At 78.6% G+C, this 13,191-nt stretch carries 12 protein-coding genes; 9 read left to right on the forward strand and 3 right to left on the reverse strand.

The window, feature by feature from the left end:
- Positions 1-57 precede the first annotated feature (57 nt).
- Positions 58-1,101, forward strand: a complete 1,044-nt coding sequence (locus ACUN9U_RS09985; RefSeq protein WP_445484807.1) for an LLM class flavin-dependent oxidoreductase — start codon at positions 58-60, stop codon at positions 1,099-1,101.
- Here the strand turns inward: ACUN9U_RS09985 and ACUN9U_RS09990 are convergent.
- Positions 1,079-2,077, reverse strand: a complete 999-nt coding sequence (locus ACUN9U_RS09990; RefSeq protein WP_445484808.1) for a magnesium and cobalt transport protein CorA — start codon at positions 2,075-2,077, stop codon at positions 1,079-1,081. The genes ACUN9U_RS09985 and ACUN9U_RS09990 overlap by 23 nt on opposite strands.
- A 49-nt stretch (positions 2,078-2,126) precedes the next feature.
- On the opposite strand from ACUN9U_RS09990, the gene ACUN9U_RS09995 reads away from it, so the two are divergent.
- From ACUN9U_RS09995 to mshC, 5 genes are all read left to right on the forward strand, one after another.
- Entirely contained in the window at positions 2,127-2,777 is a 651-nt protein-coding gene (locus ACUN9U_RS09995) for a hypothetical protein (protein ID WP_445484809.1), read from the forward strand.
- Positions 2,778-2,841: 64 nt separating this feature from the next.
- On the forward strand, positions 2,842-3,579 hold the full coding sequence (locus ACUN9U_RS10000) for an MSMEG_4193 family putative phosphomutase (RefSeq protein WP_445484810.1): 738 nt from the start codon (positions 2,842-2,844) through the stop codon (positions 3,577-3,579).
- 20 nt (positions 3,580-3,599) lie between these two features.
- Complete coding sequence (locus ACUN9U_RS10005) at positions 3,600-4,166, forward strand: DUF3090 domain-containing protein (protein ID WP_445484811.1); 567 nt, start codon at positions 3,600-3,602, stop codon at positions 4,164-4,166.
- Between the two features lie 29 nt (positions 4,167-4,195).
- On the forward strand, positions 4,196-5,020 hold the full coding sequence (locus ACUN9U_RS10010) for an SCO1664 family protein (protein WP_445484812.1): 825 nt from the start codon (positions 4,196-4,198) through the stop codon (positions 5,018-5,020).
- Between the two features lie 49 nt (positions 5,021-5,069).
- On the forward strand, positions 5,070-6,329 hold the full coding sequence (gene mshC, locus ACUN9U_RS10015; protein ID WP_445484813.1) for a cysteine--1-D-myo-inosityl 2-amino-2-deoxy-alpha-D-glucopyranoside ligase: 1,260 nt from the start codon (positions 5,070-5,072) through the stop codon (positions 6,327-6,329).
- Between the two features lie 54 nt (positions 6,330-6,383).
- On the opposite strand, the gene ACUN9U_RS10020 is transcribed toward mshC, so the two are convergent.
- Together ACUN9U_RS10020 and ACUN9U_RS10025 are read right to left on the reverse strand one after the other, a co-directional pair.
- Positions 6,384-7,220, reverse strand: coding sequence for an alpha/beta hydrolase (locus tag ACUN9U_RS10020; protein ID WP_445484814.1), 837 nt, complete (start codon positions 7,218-7,220; stop codon positions 6,384-6,386).
- Between the two features lie 26 nt (positions 7,221-7,246).
- The gene (locus ACUN9U_RS10025) at positions 7,247-8,074 is read right to left on the reverse strand and encodes a PAC2 family protein (RefSeq protein ID WP_445484907.1); all 828 of its coding nucleotides are present in this window, start codon (positions 8,072-8,074) and stop codon (positions 7,247-7,249) included.
- A gap of 180 nt (positions 8,075-8,254) precedes the next feature.
- Between ACUN9U_RS10025 and ACUN9U_RS10030 the strand changes: the two genes are divergently transcribed.
- From ACUN9U_RS10030 to ACUN9U_RS10040, 3 genes are all read left to right on the forward strand, one after another.
- Positions 8,255-9,643: a sensor histidine kinase gene (locus tag ACUN9U_RS10030; protein WP_445484815.1), complete on the forward strand. Its 1,389-nt coding sequence runs from the start codon at positions 8,255-8,257 to the stop codon at positions 9,641-9,643.
- A gap of 68 nt (positions 9,644-9,711) precedes the next feature.
- A complete protein-coding gene (locus ACUN9U_RS10035) occupies positions 9,712-10,476 on the forward strand; it encodes an ABC transporter ATP-binding protein (RefSeq protein WP_445484816.1) in 765 nt (254 codons plus the stop codon).
- Positions 10,476-13,148 carry an FtsX-like permease family protein gene (locus tag ACUN9U_RS10040; protein WP_445484817.1) on the forward strand — a complete coding sequence of 891 codons (2,673 nt, stop codon included), beginning with the start codon at positions 10,476-10,478 and terminating at the stop codon, positions 13,146-13,148. The genes ACUN9U_RS10035 and ACUN9U_RS10040 overlap by 1 nt, the downstream gene beginning before the upstream one ends.
- Positions 13,149-13,191 lie beyond the last annotated feature (43 nt).

Here is a 13,191-nt window from a genome sequence, read left to right on the forward strand (position 1 = left end):
GCAACGTACTGGAGCCGGCCCGCGACCCCCGGTGAGCACCCCCTAGGGTCGGCGCGCATGAGGCTGGGGCTGTCGCTGGGGTACTTCGGCTCCGACCGCCCGGTGGCCGCGCAGGCCGCCGACGCCCTCGCGCTGGCGCAGCGCGCCGAGCAGCTCGGCTACGACGCGGTGTGGACCAGCGAGGCGTACGGCTCCGACGCCGTGAGCGTGCTGGCCTGGCTGGCGGGGCAGACCTCGACCCTCGGCCTGGGCAGCGCGGTGCTGCAGGTGCCCGCGCGCAGCGCGGCGGCCACCGCCATGACCGCCGCCACGCTCGACGGCCTGTCCGGTGGCCGCTTCCGCCTGGGCCTGGGCGTCTCCGGCCCGCAGGTCTCCGAGGGCTGGCACGGGGTGGGCTTCGCCGCGCCGCTGGCGCGCACCCGCGCCTACGTCGCCGACGTCCGCCGGGCGCTGGCCCGCGAGCCGGGCCTGCACGGGCCCTCCCGGCTGCGCCTGGCCCTGCCCGCGCCGCGCCCGGAGCTGCCGGTCCTGCTGGCGGCGGTCGGCCCGAAGAACGTGGAGCTGGCGGGGGAGGTGGCCGACGGGTGGCTGCCGGCGTTCCTCGTGCCCGAGGCGGCGACCGAGCAGCTGGAGGCGCTGGCGCGCGGGCGGGCGCGGTGCGAGCTGCCCGGCGGCCAGGAGCGGCCCCTCGACGTCGTCGCCACGGTCACCGCGCTGGCGGTGGACGACGGCGCCGACCTGGACGACCCCGCCGTGGCGGCGCCGCTGCGGGCGCACACCGCGCTGTACCTGGGCGGCATGGGCAGCCGGCAGAAGAACGTCTACGCCGAGCAGGCCGCCCGCCTCGGCCACGGGGCGGCTGCCGCCGCGGTGCAGGAGGCCTACCTCGCCGGCGACCGGGCGCGCGCGGCGGCGCTCGTGCCGGCCGAGCTGCTGCGCGCGGCGTGCCTGCTGGGCACCCCCGCCCAGCTGCGCGAGCGGCTGCGCGCCTACGCGGCGGCCGGGGTCACCTCCCTGGCGGTGGCGCCGATGGCCGCCACGGCCGCCGAGCGCCTCGCGCTGCTGGAGGCGCTGGCCCCTACAGCCAGCCCGAGCGCTTGAACGCCCGCCACAGCACCAGGCAGACCAGCACCATCAGGCCGAGGGCCCAGGCGTAGCCGTAGCGCCACGCCAGCTCGGGCATGTGCGTGAAGTTCATGCCGTAGATGCCCGCGATCAGCGTGGGCACCAGCGCCATCGCCGCCCACGCCGAGATCTTGCGGGAGTCGGCGTTCTGCTGCACCGAGACCTGCGCGAGGTGGACGCTGAGGATGTCCGTCAGGGAGCGCTCGTAGCCCTCCACCCGGTCCTGGGTGCGCACGAGGTGGTCCAGGACGTCGGCGAAGAAGGGCCGCAGCTTCTTCGGCACGCTGCCGACCTCTCCGCGCGCCAGCGCCGCGACCGGCTCGACCAGCGGCACCACCGCCCGGCGGGCCTCGGAGACCTCCCGCTTGAGCCGGTAGATCTCCCCGGCGTCGACCCCGGCCGCCTCACCGGCGTCACCGGCGGTGAAGACGCGCCGCTCGAGGGCGTCCAGGTCGTCACCCAGCTCGTCGGCGACGACCACGAAGTGGTCGACCACCGCGTCCAGGACGCCGTGCAGGGCGCCCAGGGCGCTGCCGCGCAGCGGCGCGGGCGCCTCGTCGAGGCGGTAGCGCACCCCCTTGAGCGGGGTGTGCCCGCCGCGGCGCACGCTGACCACGTACTGGGGCCCCACGAACATCGTCAGCTCGCGGGTCTCGACGCCGGAGGTGGCCTCGTCGTACTCCAGGGGCCGCAGCACCACCAGCAGCGACTCGTCGTCGTAGACGTCGACCTTGGCCCGCTGGCCGCCCTGCACCGCGTCCTCCACCGCCAGCGGGTGCAGGTGCAGCTGGTGGGCCAGGCGCTGCAGCTCGTCGGGGTCGGGCTCGTCCATGCCGATCCAGACGAACCCGCCCTCCCCGGCCCGGCACCCCCGCAGCGCCCCCTGCCAGTCCTCCACCTGGTGGTGGCCGGCGCCGTCCCACACCCACGTGCCCACGATCACGGCGACCATCCTCGCCCCGGCCGCTCAAGGCCGGCGGCCGACGTGCCGATGCAGGGGCGTGGACCCCGTCCTCGCGCGGCGCGCCCCCCGCGGACCGGCGCTGTCGCTGGTCGCCGCCGCGGCGGCGGCGCTGCTGTCCGCCTGCGTGCCGCTGGGCCCCTTCGCCCCCGACGACGCGGCGGCGCCGCAGCCGCCGCTGTCCACGGCCGCGGCGCCCGCGGGGCAGTCCTCCGTGCTCGGCAGCGGCGTGCCCGAGCCGACCCCGACCACCCCGCCGCCCGCGCCGGCCGTGGCCGCCGACCCCTACTGGGGCCTGACCGCCCCACCGGTCCTCACCGCCACGCCCTCACCGCGCTCCAGCGCCGCCGCGACCCCGCCGTGCGACCTGCGCCCGCGCCACACCATCCCCTTCACCGCCACCGGCGCGCCCGGCCAGGCGACGCTGACGTGGTACAGCCACGGCGGGGGGTCGCTGGTGGGGTGGCGCCTGGCCGTGGTGCCGCAGCAGCTGGTCAGCGGCGAGCAGCCGCCGCTGCGCTGGCAGAGCGTGCCCGCGCCGCCGGGGTGCACCACCGTCACCACCACCGTCACGGGGCTGACCAGCGGGCAGTCCTACTCCTTCTGGCTGCACGCGGAGATCTCCACCCCGCAGGACCCGGGCCCCACCGTGGAGATGGTGGGCCGCACCACCCCGCTGCTGGTGCCCTGACCCGCGCTGACCCGCGCTGACCCGCGGCGACGGCCGGTCGGGGGCGCTGACGTAGCGTCCTGGTGTGCCCGTCCTCCTCCTGGTCCGCCACGGCCGCACCGCCGCCAACACCGGCGGCGTGCTGGCCGGGCGCACCCCCGGCGTCGCGCTCGACGAGACCGGCCGCTCCCAGGTCGCCGCCCTCGCCCGGCGCCTGGCGCCGCTGCTCCTGGTCCGGGTCGTCGCCTCCCCGCTGCAGCGCTGCCAGGAGACCGCCGCCGCGCTGCTCGCCGTCGACGGGCCGGACGGCGCGCCGCGACCGGAGCTGGTGACCGACGAGGGCCTGTCGGAGTGCGACTACGGCGACTGGACCGGCCGGCCGATCTCCGAGCTCACCAAGGAGCCGCTGTGGGGGGCGGTGCAGGCCCACCCCAGCTCGGTGGTCTTCCCCGGCGGGGAGTCGATGCGGGGGATGCAGCAGCGGGCGCTGGACGCCGTCCGCCGGGTCGACGCCGAGGTCGCCGCCGCGCACGGCCCCGACGCGGTGTGGGCCGCCGTCAGCCACGGCGACGTCATCAAGGCGGTGCTCGCCGACGCGCTCGGGGTGCACCTGGACGGCTTCCAGCGCATCGTCGTCGACCCGGCCTCGGTCTCGGTGGTCCGCTACACCCCGCTGCGGCCGTTCGCGGTGCGCACCAACGACACCGGCGGCGACGTCACCTCCCTGCTGCCGCCCCCGCCGAAGCCCGACCAGGACGCTGACCAGCACACCGCCGCCGCCTCCGACGCCGTCATCGGCGGTGGCGCGGGAGGCGGGCGCTGAGCGGGAGGTAGGTTCGCGCCATGCCCCGGCAGGTCTTCGACTACGACCCCCCGGAGCGGTTCGTGGCCGGCACCACGGGCCCCCCGGGAGCGCGCACCTTCTTCTTGCAGGCCCGCTCCGGCCCCGCCCTGACGTCCGTGGCGCTGGAGAAGGCGCAGGTCTCCGCCCTGGCCGAGCGCGTCGAGGAGCTGCTCGACGAGGTGGTCCGCCGCAGCGGAGGCGCCGCTCCCGTGCCGGCCGTGACCCCCGCCGACGCCCGCGACGACGCCCCGCTGGACACCCCCATCGAGGAGGAGTTCCGCGTGGGCACGATGACGCTGGCGTGGGACGGGGAGCGCCAGCTGGTGGTCATCGAGTGCTTCGAGGTCGGCGACGACGACGAGGAGGCCGCCGCGGCGGGCCTGGCCGGCGACGCCGAGGACCCCCGCTCCCTGCTGCGGGTGAGCCTGTCGGGCGCCAGCGCCCGCGCGTTCTGCAGCCGCGCCCTCGCCGTCGTGGCGGCGGGCCGCCCGCCGTGCCCCTTCTGCGGGGACCCGCTGGACCCGGCCGGGCACGTCTGCCCCCGCGCGAACGGGTACCGCCGCTGACCAGCGCCCAGCACGACGGCACCGAGGAGGTGCTGGAGCTGCTCGCCGCCGGTGACCTGGAGGTCACCGGGCGGGTGCTGGGGGCCTCCAACACCACGCTGCTGGCGCGGGTGGCGCTGGGGGAGCGCTCCCTGGCGTGCGTGTACAAGCCGGTGGCGGGGGAGGCCCCGCTGTGGGACTTCCCCGACGGCACCCTCGCCGGCCGGGAGGTGGCCGCCGCGCTGGTCTCCTCCGCCGCCGGGTGGGGCGTGGTGCCCCCCACGGTGCTGCGCGACGGCGAGCTGGGCCTGGGCTCGGTGCAGGCGTGGGTGGGGCCCGGCCCCGAGGTGGGCCCGGGCGGCGCCAGGGGCGGGCGCGCCGGCGCGCCGGAGCCCGGGGCCGGCGTCATCGACGTCGTCCCCCCCTCGCGGGTGCCGCCGGGGTGGCTCACCGTGGTGCAGGGCGAGGGATACCGCGGTGAGGCGGTCAGCCTCGTGCACGCCGACGACCCGGCGCTGGCGCGGATGGCCGCCTTCGACGCGGTGGCCAACAACGCCGACCGCAAGGGCGGCCACGTGCTGCGCGGCCTGGACGGCGGCCTGTACGGCGTGGACCACGGGCTGACCTTCCACGAGGACCCCAAGCTGCGCACCGTGCTGTGGGGCTGGGCCGGGCGGCCCCTGCCCGAGGACGTCGTCGCGCTGCTGGAGGCGACCGCCGCGGCCCTGGACGGGGAGCTGGCCGACCTGCTGCCCGGGCTGATCACCGAGGACGAGCTGCTCGCCGCCGAGCTGCGCGTGGAGCGCCTGCTGGCGCGGCGGCGCTTCCCCACGCCCCCGCCGGGCGGGCGGGCGCTGCCCTGGCCCCCGTTCTGAGCGGCCCGCCCCGCCTCGCGCCCCCGGCCGCTGGGTAGTGTCGCGGGCGATGCGCCCCTGGTCAGCCCCCGCCGTGCCCGAGCTCCCCGGCAGGGGCGGCCCCGTCCGCCTGCACGACACCTCCACCGGTGAGCTGCAGGTCGCAGCCCCCGGCCCCTCGGCGCGGCTGTACGTGTGCGGCATCACCCCCTACGACGCCACCCACCTCGGCCACGCGGCCACCTACCTGGCCTTCGACCTGCTCGGCCGGGCCTGGCGCGACGCCGGCCTGCGGGTGCGCTACGCGCAGAACGTCACCGACGTCGACGACCCCCTGCTGGAGCGCGCCACCCGCGACGGCGTCGACTGGCGCGAGCTGGCGGCCTCCCAGGTCGAGCTGTTCGCCGCGGACATGGAGGCGCTGCGGGTGCTGCCGCCGGACGCCTGGGTGGGCGCGGTGGAGGCGGTCCCGCGCATCGCGGCGACCGTGCGCGCGATGCTCGCCCGCGGCGCGGCGTACACCCTCGAGCCCGAGCCGGGGTGCGAGCACGGCGACGTCTACGCCGACCTGTCCGCCGACCCCGGCTTCGGGGCGGTCTCCCACCTGGCGCGCGAGCAGATGCTGGCGCTGGCCGCCGAGCGCGGGGGCGACCCGCAGCGGCCCGGCAAGCGCGACCCGCTCGACCCGCTGCTGTGGCGGGCGGCCCGCGAGGGCGAGCCCCGCTGGGACGGCGGCACCCTCGGTGACGGGCGCCCGGGCTGGCACGTGGAGTGCACCGTCATCGCCGCCGACGACCTCGGCTCCGGCTTCGACGTGCAGGGCGGCGGCTCCGACCTCGCCTTCCCCCACCACGAGATGAGCGCCAGCCACGGCGCGGTGCTCTACGGCCCGCCGTTCGCCCGCGTCTACGCGCACGCCGGGATGGTCGGCCTCGACGGCGAGAAGATGAGCAAGTCCAAGGGCAACCTCGTGCTCGTCTCGCGGCTGCGCGCCGCCGGCGTGGAGCCCGCCGCGGTGCGCCTGGCGGTGCTGGCCCACCACTACCGGTCGGACTGGTCCTGGACCCAGGACGGCCTGGAGGCCGCCGTCGAGCGCCTCGTGCGCTGGCGCGCCGCGGCCGCCGTGGGCGGCGGCGACGACACCGGGCAGCTGGCGGTGCTGGAGGACCTGCGCGCCCGCCTGGCCGACGACCTCGACGCCCCCGGCGCCCTCGCCGTCCTGGACGCGTGGGCCTCCACGGCGCTGCTGGTGCCCGGCGGCGCCGGGAGCGGCCAGCGCGCCGACCTGGTCGCGGACGCCGTCGACGCCCTGCTCGGCATCGCCCTCTGAGCCCGGCCCCGGCCCCGGCTCACGCCTCGGCCCCGAGGCCGGTGCGGCCGGGGCTCAGCGCCGCCCGACGAGACCGATGAGCTCGGTGAGCAGCCGGGGCACCTCGAGCAGGACGGCGACGTGGCCGGCGCCCTCGACGCGCACCAGCCGGGCGCCGGGCACCGCTGCGGCCAGCGCCTCGCCGTGCGCGGGCGGCACCACGAGGTCGGCCGTCCCGTGCGCCAGCACCACGCCCCCCTCACCGACCCCCGCCAGCTGAGCGAGGTCGACGCCCCACGGGGCCACGAGCGCGAGGTCGTCGTCGACCTGCCCGTCCGGCACGCCCGGTGAGGCGTCGGGGCGCGGCGGCGCCGCCGCGCTCGCGGCATGCGCGTCGAGCCCCACCGCACCCCACGGGCCCTCCAGCGCGGCCCAGTCCGAGGCCGTGAACTGAGCCGGGTCGAACTCCTCGACCAGCGCCAGCCGCTCGCGCGCGCCCCGGCCCGCCAGGGCGGCGCGCAGCGCCTGCGGGCTCGCCGTCCCGCGCAGCCAGGCGTCGTCGTCCTGAGCCGCACCGGGCAGCCGGCGCGGTGCCGGGCAGGCCACCGCCAGCGCGCCCACGACCCGCGGCTCGGCCGCCGCGGCCGCCAGGGCGTGCGGCCCGCCGCCGGAGTAGCCGACGACCACCGCGCGGGCAGCGCCGAGGCGGTCCAGCGCCGCCGCGGCGTCGGCGGCGCCGTCGGCCACCACCCTGCCGATGGCGCGCTCGCGACCCGCGTACCCGGGCCGGGGCCAGGACGCGACCGCCATCCCGAGGGCGTCGCAGGCCTCGCGCAGCGGCGCCGGCACGGCCCCGGTGGACGGGGTGCCGCCGCACCACAGCACCGCCTCGACGGCTCCCGCAGCGCTCACGGCCGCGCCCTCAGCTGATCGGCCGCTCAGCCGCCGGTGAGCCCGTCCTTGCCGTCGTCGGGCCGTCGGCGCAGGTACCTCTCGAACTCCCGGGCGATCGCCTCCCCGGAGGCCTCGGGCAGGTCGGCGGTGTCCTTGGCCTCCTCCAGCTGGCGGACGTACTCCCCGATCTCGGCGTCCTCCCCGGCCAGCTCGTCCACGCCGTGCTCCCACGCGCGGGCGTCGTCGGTGAGGTCGCCCAGCGGCACCGCCTCCCCGAGCACCTCCTCGATGCGGCCCAGCAGCGCCAGCACCGCCTTGGGCGAGGGCGACTGCCCCACGTAGTGCGGCACCGCCGCCCACAGGCTCAGCGACGGCAGCCCCGCGCTGGCGGCGGCCTCGGAGACCACCCCGACGATCCCGGTGGGCCCCTCGTAGGTGGAGCGCTCCAGCGACAGCCGGCGCAGCAGCTCGGTGTCGTCGGTGGTGGAGGAGACCGGGATCGGCCGGGTGTGGGGGACGTCGGCCAGCAGCGCCCCCATGGTGATCACCGTCTCGACGCCCAGGCGGCGGGCGTGCCCCAGCAGCTCGGAGGTGTAGCGCCGCCAGCGCATCGACGGCTCGATGCCGTGGACGAGCACCACCGTCCGGCCGCTGGCCGGGGCGGTGGCCGCGAAGATGCGCGTGGTGGGCCAGGTGATGGTGCGCCGGCCGTCGTCGTCCAGGGCCACCTGCGGCCGGTTGACCTGGAAGTCGTGGTACTCCTCGGGGTCCAGCTCCGCGACCTGCTCCGCGCCCCAGACGCGGCGCAGGTGGTCGAGCGCTCCGCTGGCGGCCTCGCCGGCGTCGTTCCAGCCCTCGAACGCCGCGAGCATCACCGGCTCGGCGAGCGGGTGCTCCTCTGGTGCCACGTCTGCCTCCTGTCAGCGCCCCCGTCTGGGCGGCGCCACCCCCGCCAGCCTAGGCGGGGGGTGCCCCCGGGGGCGGAGGCGCGGGGCGCGGGGCTCACCCGCCAGGACGACGCCGGGGCGCCCGCCCGGGCCTAGCGTGGGCGCGTGCTGGAGCGCGCCCACGGGCAGGCCGGGGGCCTGCGCGGCCGCGTCGAGGGCGGCGAGGCGTGGGTCAGGAGCCACCCCGTCGCCGTCGACGCCGCCCTCTTCGGCCCCCCGGCGCTGCTGCTGGCGGCGCTGCTGGCCAGCTCCGGCTCGCCGGTGCAGGCCGCGGCGGCCCTGCTGCAGGTCGGGGTGCTCGCCCTGCGCCGGACGCGGCCGGTGCTGGTGGCCGTCGTCGTCGACGCCGTCGCCGCCCTCCACCTGTCCACCGGCGCCGTGCTGGGCGGGACGGGCCTGCTCGCGTCGCCCTCGGACGCCGCGGTGCTGGTGGCGCTGTACTCCGTGGCCGCGCACGGGCCGCGCTGGGCGCGCTACGTCGGGCTCCTGGTGGCCCTGGCCGGCGCCGTCGGCCTGGGCGTGGGCACGGGCCTGGCCACCGGCTCGGTGCGCGAGGCGCTGGTGGTGGCCGCCGCGGTCACCACCACGGCCGGGGTCTTCGCCCTGCTGGCGTGGACGCTGGGCCAGTGGCGGCGCACCCGGCTCGCGCACGTGCACGCCCTGGAGGACCGCGCCCGCGGCGTGGAGACCGAGCGCGAGCAGCTGCAGGCGCTGGCCGCCGCGGCCGAGCGGGCCCGCATCGCCCGCGAGATGCACGACGTCGTCGCCCACTCCCTGTCGGTCGTCATCGCCCAGGCCGACGGCGGGCGGTACGCGGCCGCCGCCGACCCCGCGGCCGCGGTCCGGGCGCTGGAGTCGGTGGCCGCCACCGGTCGCGCCGCGCTGACCGACATGCGCCGCCTGCTGGGGGTGCTGCGCGAGGACGGCGGGTCGGTGCTGGAGCCGCAGCCCGGCGTCGAGGACGTGCCCGACCTCGTCGCCTCGGTGCGCGCCAGCGGGCTGCCCGTGGCGCTGGTGACCACGGGGGAGGCCCGGCCGCTGCCCGCCGGCGCCGGGCTGGCGGTCTACCGCGTGGTCCAGGAGGGCCTGACCAACGTCCTCAAGCACGGCGGCCCGTCGGCGCGGGCCACCGTGAGGCTGCACTGGTCCCCGGGCCGCCTGGAGGTCCACGTCGAGGACGACGGCCGCGGCGCCTCGGCCGGGCCCGCCGCCGACGGGGTCGGCCGCGGGCTGTCCGGCATGGCCGAGCGGATGGCCCTGTACGGCGGCACCGCCCACGCCGGGCCGCGCACCGGAGGCGGCTTCGCGGTGCGCGCGGTGCTGCCGCTGCCGGGCGGCGCCGCCGACCGCGCCGCCACCAGCCCTGTCACCAGCCCTGTCACCAGCCCTGCCACCAGCCCGCTGCCGGCCCCGGTGGCGCGGCCGGGCCAGCCGGTGACGGCGCAGGTGCCCGCGTCACCTCCCAGCGGCACGCCGGGTCCACCGCGGGGATGACGGCGCCGGCGCACCGTCGAGACCGTGCGCCGATGACCGCACCCCGGCCGGCGGGCCACGGTGGTGCCATGAGCAGCACCCCCGCCGCGACCGCCGTGGCGCTCACCAAGACCTACGGGCGCGCCGCCGCTGCCGTCCACGCCCTGCGCGGGGTCGACGCGACCTTCGAGCGCGGCGCCCTCACGGCCATCATGGGCCCCTCCGGCTCGGGCAAGTCCACCCTGCTGCACCTGCTGGCCGGCCTGGACACCGCCACCTCCGGCCGGGTGCTGCTGGGGGAGACCGACCTCACCGCGCTGCCGGACGCCGAGCTGACGGTGCTGCGCCGCCAGCGCCTGGGCTTCGTCTTCCAGCAGTTCAACCTCCTGCCGGTGCTCACCGCGGAGCAGAACATCGTGCTGCCCACGGAGCTGGGCGGGCGCCGCGCGGCGCCGCTGGACCGCGAGTGGCTGGACCTGCTCGTCGACGTCCTGCGGCTGCGCGACCGCCTCGGCCACCGGCCGGGGGAGCTGTCCGGCGGGCAGCAGCAGCGCGTGGCGATCGCCCGTGCGCTCATCACCCGGCCCGAGCTGGTGCTGGCCGACGAGCCCACCGGCAACCTCGACTCGCGCTCGGGCGCGGAGGTGCTCGACTTCCTGCGCCGCAGCGTGCGCGAGCTGGGGCGCACCGTGGTGATGGTGACGCACGACCCGGTGGCCGCCTCCTACGCCGACCGCGTGGTGCTGCTCGCCGACGGCGCCCTGGCCGGGGAGGTCACCGACCCCACGCCGGAGGCCGTCACCAGCGCGCTGGAGGCCCTGCGCACGTCGCTGCCCGCGGCGGGGGTCCGCTGATGCTGCGGCTCACGCTGCGCCAGGCCCGCGGCACCGCCGGCCGGCTGGCGCTGGCCGGCACCGCCATCGCGCTGGGCACCGGCTTCGTGGCGGCGGTGCTGCTCACCTCCGCCCTGTTCACCCGCACCGTGGAGGCCACCGCCTCGGCGGGGTACGCCGGCTCGGACGTCGTGGTCACCGACACCTCCTCGCTGCTGGACGACGCCGCCGTCTCCGCCGTCGCCTCGGCAGCCGGGGTCGCCGCCGCCGAGGGCCGCGTCGACTCCGCGGTGCAGCTCGTGGGCCCCGCCCGGTCCCAGTACGTGGGGCTGCAGAGCACCTCCTCGCTGCCGCAGCTGCAGCCGCAGCGGGTGGTGGCCGGCCAGCTGCCCACGGGTGCGGGCCAGCTCGCGCTGACCGAGGGGACGGCGGCCCGGCTCGGCGTCGACGTGGGCGAGCAGGTGTCGGTGAGGACCTACCCGGCCCCCGCGGTGCTCGAGCCCGGCGAGGTGGCCACGGCGCCCGCTCCCGTCGACGTGCCCGTCACCGTGGTCGGCCTCCTGGCCGGCGGGCTGAGCACGCCGCTGGCCACCACCGGGTGGGCGCTGGCCGTGCCGTCGGAGGCGGTGGCGTGGACCTCCGGGACCACCGCCGACGGCACCCCGGCCGCCGGCTACAGCAGCGTGCTGGCGGTCGCCGCGCCCGGCACGACCCCCGAGGCGGCCAGCCGCGCCGTCCAGCGGGCGCTCGCGGGCACGGCGGCCTCCGGCGCCCTGGTGCAGACCGCCCAGGAGCGCACCGACCAGGCGGTGGAGGACTTCGCCGGGGGCACCTCCCTGCTCACCGGGCTCGGCCTGGCCTTCGCGGCGCTCGCCGTGTTCGTGGCGGGCTCGGTCATCACCAACACGTTCTCGGTGCTGGTGGCCCAGCGCACCCGGCAGCTGGCCCTGCTGCGCTGCATCGGCGCCACCAGCACGCAGGTGCGCCGCTCCGTGCTGGTGGAGGCGGCGGTGCTGGGACTGCTCGCCTCGCTGGTCGGCGTCCTCGGCGGCACGGCGCTGGCGGTGGTCGCGGCCGAGGTCCTCAGCCGCGCCGTCGTCGGTGTCGCGGTGCCCGGCGGCGTCGTCCTGACCCCCGCCGCGGTGCTCCTGCCCGTCGCGGCGGGCCTGCTCGCCGCGGTCCTGGCGGCCCTGGCACCGGCCCGGGCCGCCACCCGGGTGTCCCCGCTGGAGGCGCTGCGGCCCGCCGGCCCGCCGGACCCCCGCACGGCCGGCTCCCGGCTGCGCCTGGCGGCCTCGGCCCTGCTGGTCGTCGGCGGCCTGGTGCTGCTGGCGGGCGGTGCAGGGCTGTCCACGCAGGCCGGCCGCGCCCCCGGCGGCAGCGGCCACTGGGACGACCTGGCCGTCGCCGGCCTGCCGGTGGCCGTGCTGGGCGGCGCCGCGTCCTTCACGGGCGTCCTGGTCGGGGCCGTCTTCATCGTCCCGGGGACGGTGGCCCGGGTGGGGGCGCTGCTCGCGCGGGCCGGCGGAGCCCCAGCCCGCCTGGCCGCGCTCAACGCGGGCCGCAACCCGCGCCGGACCGCCTCGACCACCAGCGCCCTGCTCATCGGCACCACCCTGGTGGCGCTCATGGTGGTCGGCGCGGCCACCACCAGCCGCACCCTGGGGGCGGCCCTGGACCTGCAGTTCCCCGTCGACGCGACGGTGGACTCGGTGGAGCAGTCGGCAGGCGGCGCCGACGCGCTGCCCCAGCCGGTGGCGCTCGACCCCGCCGTGGTGCAGGCGGCCCGCGCCGTGCCCGGCGTGCGCTCCTCCGCGCTGGTCACCACCGCCCAGGCCACCCTGGCCGGAGACGGCGGCGAGCTCGGGGTGCAGCTCGCGGCCTCCGACGAGGACCTCACCGCGGTCCTCACCGCCCCCGGGTCGGTCCCCCGCCCGGTGCGCGGCACGGCCGTGGTGCCGGCGCTGCAGGCCGAGGCCCTCGGCGTCGCCGACGGGGAGGTCCTCGAGCTCACCGCCGGCGGGACCCGGCTGGAGCTGCTGGCCGTCGTCGGCGGCCTGGGGGGCCAGCAGCTGCTGGTGGACCCCGCCGACCTGCGGGCGCTGGTGCCGCAGGCCGCCCAGGGGGCCCTGTGGCTCCACCTGGACCCGGCCGCCGACCCCGTGGAGACCGTGGAGGCCGTGCAGACGGCCGTCAGCGACGCCAGCGGCGACCAGGCCGTCTCCGTGGCCGGCGCCGCGGCCCAGCGCGCCTCCTACGAGCAGGTCATCGACTCCATGCTGGCCGTGGTCGTGGCGCTGCTCGCCGTGGCGGTCGTCATCGCCCTGGTCGGGGTGGCCAACACCCTCAGCCTGTCGGTGATCGAGCGCACCCGGGAGAACGCCGTGCTGCGCGCCCTCGGGCTGACCCGAGGCCAGCTCCGCCTGACCCTGGCGCTGGAGGGGGCGCTGGTCGCCGGCGTCGGGGGGCTGCTGGGCGTGGTCCTCGGCTCGCTGTACGGCTGGGCGGGCGCCGCCTCCCTGCTGGGTGGCGCCGCCACCGCCGCCGGGGACGCCGTCTGGACGCCCTCGCTGCCCTGGGGCCGGCTGGCGCTGCTGCTGGCCGTGGCCGTCGCCGCGGGGCTGCTGGCCTCGGTGCTGCCGGCCCGGCGCGCCGTGCGCACGCCCCCCGTCGCCGCCCTCGTCGACCAGTGAGCGGACCAGTGACCACCACCGGCGCCGCCGGCGCCCCGGCTAG

It is taken from the genome of Quadrisphaera sp. KR29 (assembly GCF_052644995.1).

Excerpts from the sequence above, each read along its gene's own strand:
- ACUN9U_RS09985 (WP_445484807.1), top strand. The coding sequence starts at position 58 with ATGAGGCTGGGGCTGTCGCTGGGGTACTTCGGCTCCGACCGCCCGGTG.
- ACUN9U_RS09990 (WP_445484808.1), bottom strand. The coding sequence starts at position 2,077 with ATGGTCGCCGTGATCGTGGGCACGTGGGTGTGGGACGGCGCCGGCCAC.
- ACUN9U_RS10005 (WP_445484811.1), top strand. The coding sequence starts at position 3,600 with ATGCCCCGGCAGGTCTTCGACTACGACCCCCCGGAGCGGTTCGTGGCC.
- mshC (WP_445484813.1), top strand. The coding sequence starts at position 5,070 with ATGCGCCCCTGGTCAGCCCCCGCCGTGCCCGAGCTCCCCGGCAGGGGC.
- ACUN9U_RS10025 (WP_445484907.1), bottom strand. The coding sequence starts at position 8,074 with ATGCTCGCGGCGTTCGAGGGCTGGAACGACGCCGGCGAGGCCGCCAGC.
- ACUN9U_RS10035 (WP_445484816.1), top strand. The coding sequence starts at position 9,712 with ATGAGCAGCACCCCCGCCGCGACCGCCGTGGCGCTCACCAAGACCTAC.
- ACUN9U_RS10040 (WP_445484817.1), top strand. The coding sequence starts at position 10,476 with ATGCTGCGGCTCACGCTGCGCCAGGCCCGCGGCACCGCCGGCCGGCTG.